Origin of the sequence: Sporolactobacillus vineae DSM 21990 = SL153 (assembly GCF_000377985.1) — a bacterium.
Taxonomy (GTDB): domain Bacteria; phylum Bacillota; class Bacilli; order Bacillales; family Sporolactobacillaceae; genus Sporolactobacillus; species Sporolactobacillus vineae.
Window position 1 is genome coordinate 45,317 of sequence record NZ_KB899053.1, and the last position, 6,390, is coordinate 51,706.

Here is a 6,390-nt window from a genome sequence, read left to right on the forward strand (position 1 = left end):
GAGTGTTTGTATGACTGTTGCAAATTCTGTTACCGAATTGATTGGAAATACGCCGATTGTCCGGCTGAATCATCTGACTGGGGAGAATGACGCAGAATTATTTGCAAAACTCGAATATTTTAATCCGGGGGGCAGTGTCAAAGACCGTATTGCTTTGTCGATGATTGAGGCAGCGGAACGTGACGGGAAACTGAAGCCCAACGATACGATTATTGAACCGACAAGTGGGAATACCGGTATCGGACTCGCTCTTGTTGCTGCGGTGAAGGGTTATAAGGCCATTCTGGTCATGCCTGAAACGATGAGCATTGAACGCCGCAAGCTTTTTAAAGCCTACGGAGCTGAAGTCATCCTGACGCCCGGCGCTCAGGGCATCAAGGCATCCATAGCAAGAGCACAGGAACTGGCAAAGGAGAAGGACTATTTCCTTCCCCAGCAGTTCAAAAATCCGGCGAACCCCGAAGCCCATTACCGGACAACCGGTAAAGAAATTGCCGAAGCCTTTGATTCGCTGGATGCGTTTGTTGCAGGTGTCGGCACCGGTGGAACGCTGAGCGGTACCGGTAAAGCTTTAAAAGAACATTTCCGGAATATAAAGGTTGTTGCTGTCGAGCCCAAGGGCTCTCCGGTACTCAACGGCGGCAAGGGCGGCCCTCATAAGATCCAGGGCATCGGGACCGGCTTTATCCCCGAGACACTCGATACTGAGATATACGATGAAGTGGTCGACGTCACCAACGATCAGGCGTTTGAATATGCCCGGCTGGCCGGCCGTAAAGAAGGCGTTCTGGCTGGAATTTCCGGAGGAGCGGCGATTTTTGCCGGGATTCAGGTGGCTAAAGAACTCGGGAAGGGGAAAAAGGTCGTTATCATTCTTCCTGATAGTGGTGAACGCTATCTCAGCACGCCGTTATATCAGGACGCACACTGAACAAATTTGTTAACAATTGCATGCCTGACCGAATTAAAGAGGATCGCATTGAGGTCCCCTTTTTTGATTTAGTCTAAAAAAATAACGGGCGCTTCAGAGCGGAAGTGCTGATATGCTATACTGAACGCATAGATAAACTAACTGTGGGGGAACGGATCTGTCTGTGTATACTTTTCATGTTTCACCGATTCACCTGCTCCAAACGGAGAAAAGGGTCATCGATTACCGTAAGAAAACAGTTATTATGGGCATTCTGAACGTCACACCGGATTCTTTTTCGGACGGCGGCAGATTCGATTTAGTGGACCGGGCGGTTCGTCATGCGCTTGAGATGGAACAGGAAGGCGCGGATCTCATTGACATCGGCGGTGAATCGACGAGACCGGGGTACACGCCGGTGCCTGTGGAGGAGGAGATCGGCCGCGTACTGCCTGTGATCCGTGCGATTCGGCAGCATACCGATATCCCTGTTTCCATCGACACTTATAAAGCTGAGACGGCAAAAAGGGCCATTGATGTAGGCGCCGATATCATCAATGATATCTGGGGGACGAAGGCGGATCCGGACATGGCTGCCACGGCAGCTGCTTATGATGTCCCGATCATTCTGATGCACAACAGGGACGGGAATCAGTATAAAAACCTTATCGACGACATGAAAACCGATCTCAGGGTCAGTATTAACCGGACACTTGCAGCCGGGGTGAAACCGGAAAAGATTATTCTGGATCCGGGCATTGGATTTGCAAAAGACTACCATCAGAATCTTGTCGTCATGAACCATCTGGAGGCTTTTCATGAACTCGGCTATCCGCTGCTCCTGGGTACTTCAAGAAAGGGATTCATCGGAAAGACGCTGAACCTGGACGCCGACCAGCGTGTCGAGGGAACCGGGGCAACGGTCTGCCTGGGGATCATGAAAGGATGCCAGATCATGAGAGTTCATGACGTCCGGCCGATCACACGCATGGCAAAGATGATGGATGCCATGCTGAGGGAGGATTCCTGTGACTGATCGAATCAGACTGGAACAAATGAATTTCTATGGCTATCATGGCGCACTTCCGGAAGAAAATCGTCTTGGCCAGCGATTTACCGCCGATGTCACGCTTGCTGTTGATCTTTATCAGGCGAGTGTGACAGACAGTCTGGGGCAGACGATTAATTATGCGGCCGTGTACAAAATGGTCAGAGAGATTATCGAAGGCCCGCCCTGCGCGCTGATTGAGACGGTTGCCGGCCGGATTGCCGATCGGATTCTGTCGGCATTTGCCCGCGTTTCCTCGTGCCGCGTCCGGATCACCAAACCGGATCCGCCGATACCCGGAAGTACCGGACAAGTATCAGTAGAAGTCGAAAGGCAACGTGTCATCGCCTATCTTGGACTGGGCTCGAATATTGAAGACCGGAAAAGCTATCTGAATCGCGCACTCGGTATGCTCGATGCTCTGCGGCTGACAAGGGTCGTCAGGTGCTCTTCGATTTATGAGACTGCTCCGGTAGGGCCTGTCCGCCAGAGCGACTTTCTGAATATGGTGGTTGGTATTGAAACCGTGCTGCCTGCTGAGGTGCTGCTGGAAGAATTGCAGAACATCGAGAAAACACTGAAACGCAAACGGGAGATCCACTGGGGTCCGCGAACGATCGATCTGGATCTGCTGGTTTACGGAAATCGGCAGTTAAATACAGAACGACTTTCATTGCCTCATCCGGAAATTTCCAGACGGGCTTTTGTACTCGTCCCTTTCATGGAAATTGCGCCGCATCTAGTAATTCCCGGAATCGGCCGGTCGGTTCTTGAACTCCGGCAGATGCTTAACGAAAAAGAGGGCGTAAGCGTATGGAAGAAGAACAATGGGGAAGGAAAATACGGGCTTTTCGGAAGCTGAAAGGGTACACACAGGCTGCCTTTGCTAAAAAGACCGGGATTTCTCTTTCTCTGCTTGGTGAAATTGAGCGTGAGAACCGAAAACCAGATCAGGAGATTATTGAAAAAATCTGTGAAACACTCAACATTTCTGCTCAGAATATACGCAAATTGTAAGAACAGTATTCAAACGTCTGTCCGTAAGATACATGAGGTGAGTTGTAAATGGGGATCAAGAAGGAGGTGGAAACATGCTGAAAATCGGACCTGTGGCATTGAAAAATCGTGTCATTCTGGCGCCTATGGCCGGGGTGTGCAACTCTGCGTTCCGCCTGATTGCCAGGCGTTTCGGCGCCGGGCTTGTCTGTGCTGAAATGGTGGCGGACCGGGGGATTATTCATCATAACAAGAGGACGATGAATATGCTCTATGTCGACGAACGGGAGAAGCCGCTAAGCCTGCAGATCTTCGGGGGTTCCAAGGAAACACTGGTCCAGGCGGCGGAATATGTGGATCAGAACACAAATGCTGATATTATTGATATCAATATGGGCTGTCCCGTGCCGAAAATCACGAAATGTGACGCCGGATCCCGATGGCTGCTGGATCCGGATAAAATTTATGAGACGGTTTCGGCAGTGGTTTCGGCAGTGGATAAGCCAGTTACGGTGAAAATGCGCAAGGGCTGGGACGACGACCATATTTATGCCGTCCGCAATGCTCAGGCCGTCGAAGCTGCCGGCGGCCGGGCGGTGGCTGTCCATGGCCGGACTCGTGTTCAGATGTATGAAGGCCACGCAGACTGGGATATTATCCGGCAGGTCAAAGAGTCTGTATCGATTCCTGTCATCGGTAACGGTGATGTGCGGACGCCTCAGGATGCCGAACGAATGATTGAGACGACCGGTGCAGACGGTGTCATGATTGGCCGGGCGGCACTTGGAAATCCATGGATGCTCTACAGAACTGTCAAATATCTGGAAAACGGTATTCTCTGTCCGGTACCGTCCGCTAAAGAGAAGGCCGATGTCTGTCTGTTTCATTTTGATCAGCTGATCAAGCTGAAGGGAGAGCACCTGGCTGTTCTTGAAATGCGCAAACATGCGGCATGGTACGTGAAAGGCCTTCTCGGCGGCAACGAGGTCCGCAAGAAGATCAATGTCTGTGAGCGCGCCGATGAAGTCCGCTCAATACTCAGAAATTTCTCCAGGGCATCCGAAGCAGCTGAGGCGGTCTGAACGAAGTTGACAGTGTTTCTGTATTTATCTATAATTTTGATAGATGTCAAACTGCCGGTGCTTAACTGGCAGTTTTATTTATGGATAATTTTTGTTCGGGGTCCTTCCCCGGGCGGACAAGCGTGTGCAACAGATCGTTCCGACCGGGGATAAGGATGAACTCTTGACTGGAGGTTGGGAATGACATGAGCCAGGAAGTGGATCTGACCAATCAGCTGGAAGCAAGGCGTGAAAAGCTGAGGGTCTTGATGGATAAAGGAATCAATCCATTCGGCGGGCGTTTCGTACGCACCCATGATACCAAAAAAATCCGCGATCTTTACAGTGCGATGACAGAAGAAGAACTCGAGGAGAAAGCAGTACATGTGGTCACTGCGGGCCGGCTGATGGCTAAGCGGCGCAAAGGCAAGGCAGGTTTCGCCGATATTCAGGATTTTGAAGGCAGGATTCAGCTGTATGTCCGTAAAGACAACGTCGGTGACGAGACCTATGAGATTTTTAAGCATATTGACATCGGTGATTTTGTCGGTGTTGAGGGAACGGTATTTAAAACCCGGATGGGCGAACTTTCGATCCGGGTGGTGAAATTCAACATTCTCTCCAAGTCGCTGAGACCGCTGCCTGATAAATTTCACGGACTGAAGGATGTAGAACAGCGTTACCGCCAGAGATACCTTGATCTGATCGTCAATCCTGAAGTCAGGAAAACATTTGTTCTGCGCAGCAAAATTGTGAAGACCATCCGCGACTATCTGGATGATCAGCAGTATCTTGAAGTCGAGACTCCGACCATGCAGTCGATTCCCGGCGGCGCTGCTGCCCGTCCGTTTATTACCCACCATAATGCGCTGAACATTGATCTTTATCTGAGGATCGCGATTGAGCTGCACCTGAAGCGTCTGATCATCGGCGGATTTGAAAAGGTCTATGAAATCGGGAGAGTCTATCGTAACGAAGGCGTTGATACGAAACATAATCCCGAATTTACTTTACTTGAACTCTATGCCGCCTATGATGATCTCCGGGATATCATGGCCCTGACAGAGGACCTGATTGTGTCCGTGACCAGGAAGGTACTGGGAACGACGCAGATCACTTATGACGGGAATCCGATTGACCTGAAGCCGGGATGGCACAGGATTCATATGGTCGATGCGATCAAAGAAGCGACCGGCGTCGATCTCTGGCCGGAAATGACAGATGAACAGGCCAGAAAACTGGCAGAGGATAATGGTGTGAGAGTGGACGCCAATATGAGCTATGGTCATGTCGTCAATGAATTCTTCGAACAGAAGGTCGAGGACACGCTGATCCAGCCGACGTTCATCTTCGGCCATCCGATTGAGATTTCTCCGCTGGCCAAAAAAGACCCCCATGATCAACGCTTCAGCGACCGCTTTGAATTGTATATTGCCGGCGGAGAGCAGGCAAATGCCTTCAGTGAACTGAACGACCCGATTGACCAGCGCGAACGCTTTGAAGAACAGATGCGTGAGCGTGAGGCCGGAAACGATGAAGCTCAAGTGATCGATGAGGACTTCCTGGAAGCGATGGAATACGGCATGCCGCCGACCGGAGGACTTGGCATCGGCATTGACCGTCTGATTATGCTGCTGACCGATTCGCCATCGATTCGCGATGTACTGCTCTTCCCGCTGATGAAGCCGCACGAAGAAAAATAATTTAATCTTTCATTATGTGTTTGAAGAACCGTTTGCAGCAGAACGGTTCTTTTTTTGAGCCTGGTAAACCCGGTTGTTGTTTTTCTGCTGCAGGTGCTCGTTTTCCACGGATCGGCTGGTCTCCGCGCCATTACCGCTGTGAGGCCGGGCACTTGCCGATCCCTCAGAAGTCATGCAGCTCCGGCAATGGGGGCGAACAACCTTATTTGTGTAAAACTTAACCCGAAATCTATCAGGCATTGACAAAACAAGGGAATGCTGATAGTATTTTAATGTTGCCGATGAGGATTGTTCCTCTGTGTTGTACATAGAGGTCCTGAAATAAAGGTATTCTGCCAGTTGAGAATTAGTTTTTCGAGTCAATGGATTATTTAGTTGTTGACAAGAGACGTTTTAGTTGGTAGAATAGACAAGTCGCTCAGAGATGCGGCAGGAATGGTTCCTTGAAAACTAAATAAAAGCCAAGCGTGATTGGAAGGGTAAACCCCTTTTAGTCAATTCAATTTTGCTGAGGATCGAATGAACGAAAATGTAAGAAACGGAAGCTGAGGCTTTCGCAGGGATCGTTCAAGGGCGAGGACAAAAAGGGCCGAGGAGTTCGAGGAAGCGAAGGCGCGAGTACCGGAGCGTATTGCGATACGTGAGGAATGAAGCGGCAAGCTGACAAAGAAA

At 50.3% G+C, this 6,390-nt stretch carries 6 protein-coding genes; all 6 read left to right on the top strand.

The annotated features are described in order from the left end of the window. Positions 1-10 precede the first annotated feature (10 nt). The 6 genes from cysK (at position 11) to lysS (ending at position 5,718) form a co-directional block, all read left to right on the top strand. Complete coding sequence (gene cysK, locus D889_RS0111910; protein WP_010632654.1) at positions 11-931, top strand: cysteine synthase A; 921 nt, start codon at positions 11-13, stop codon at positions 929-931. Positions 932-1,094: 163 nt separating this feature from the next. Next, positions 1,095-1,946, top strand: coding sequence for a dihydropteroate synthase (gene folP, locus D889_RS0111915; RefSeq protein ID WP_010632653.1), 852 nt, complete (start codon positions 1,095-1,097; stop codon positions 1,944-1,946). Continuing rightward, the gene (folK, locus tag D889_RS0111920) at positions 1,939-2,820 is read left to right on the top strand and encodes a 2-amino-4-hydroxy-6-hydroxymethyldihydropteridine diphosphokinase (protein ID WP_010632652.1); all 882 of its coding nucleotides are present in this window, start codon (positions 1,939-1,941) and stop codon (positions 2,818-2,820) included. The genes folP and folK overlap by 8 nt, the downstream gene beginning before the upstream one ends. Next, positions 2,772-2,975, top strand: a complete 204-nt coding sequence (locus D889_RS0111925) for a helix-turn-helix domain-containing protein (protein WP_010632651.1) — start codon at positions 2,772-2,774, stop codon at positions 2,973-2,975. Before folK ends, D889_RS0111925 begins: the two co-directional genes overlap by 49 nt. 74 nt (positions 2,976-3,049) lie before the next feature. Then, on the top strand, positions 3,050-4,036 hold the full coding sequence (gene dusB, locus D889_RS0111930) for a tRNA dihydrouridine synthase DusB (RefSeq protein WP_010632650.1): 987 nt from the start codon (positions 3,050-3,052) through the stop codon (positions 4,034-4,036). A 185-nt stretch (positions 4,037-4,221) separates the two neighbouring features. After that, on the top strand, positions 4,222-5,718 hold the full coding sequence (gene lysS, locus D889_RS0111935; RefSeq protein WP_010632649.1) for a lysine--tRNA ligase: 1,497 nt from the start codon (positions 4,222-4,224) through the stop codon (positions 5,716-5,718). Positions 5,719-6,390: the final 672 nt, after the last annotated feature.

Coding starts and splice junctions, on each gene's coding strand:
- lysS (WP_010632649.1), top strand. CDS start 4,222: ATGAGCCAGGAAGTGGATCTGACCAATCAGCTGGAAGCAAGGCGTGAA.
- dusB (WP_010632650.1), top strand. CDS start 3,050: ATGCTGAAAATCGGACCTGTGGCATTGAAAAATCGTGTCATTCTGGCG.
- D889_RS0111925 (WP_010632651.1), top strand. CDS start 2,772: ATGGAAGAAGAACAATGGGGAAGGAAAATACGGGCTTTTCGGAAGCTG.
- cysK (WP_010632654.1), top strand. CDS start 11: ATGACTGTTGCAAATTCTGTTACCGAATTGATTGGAAATACGCCGATT.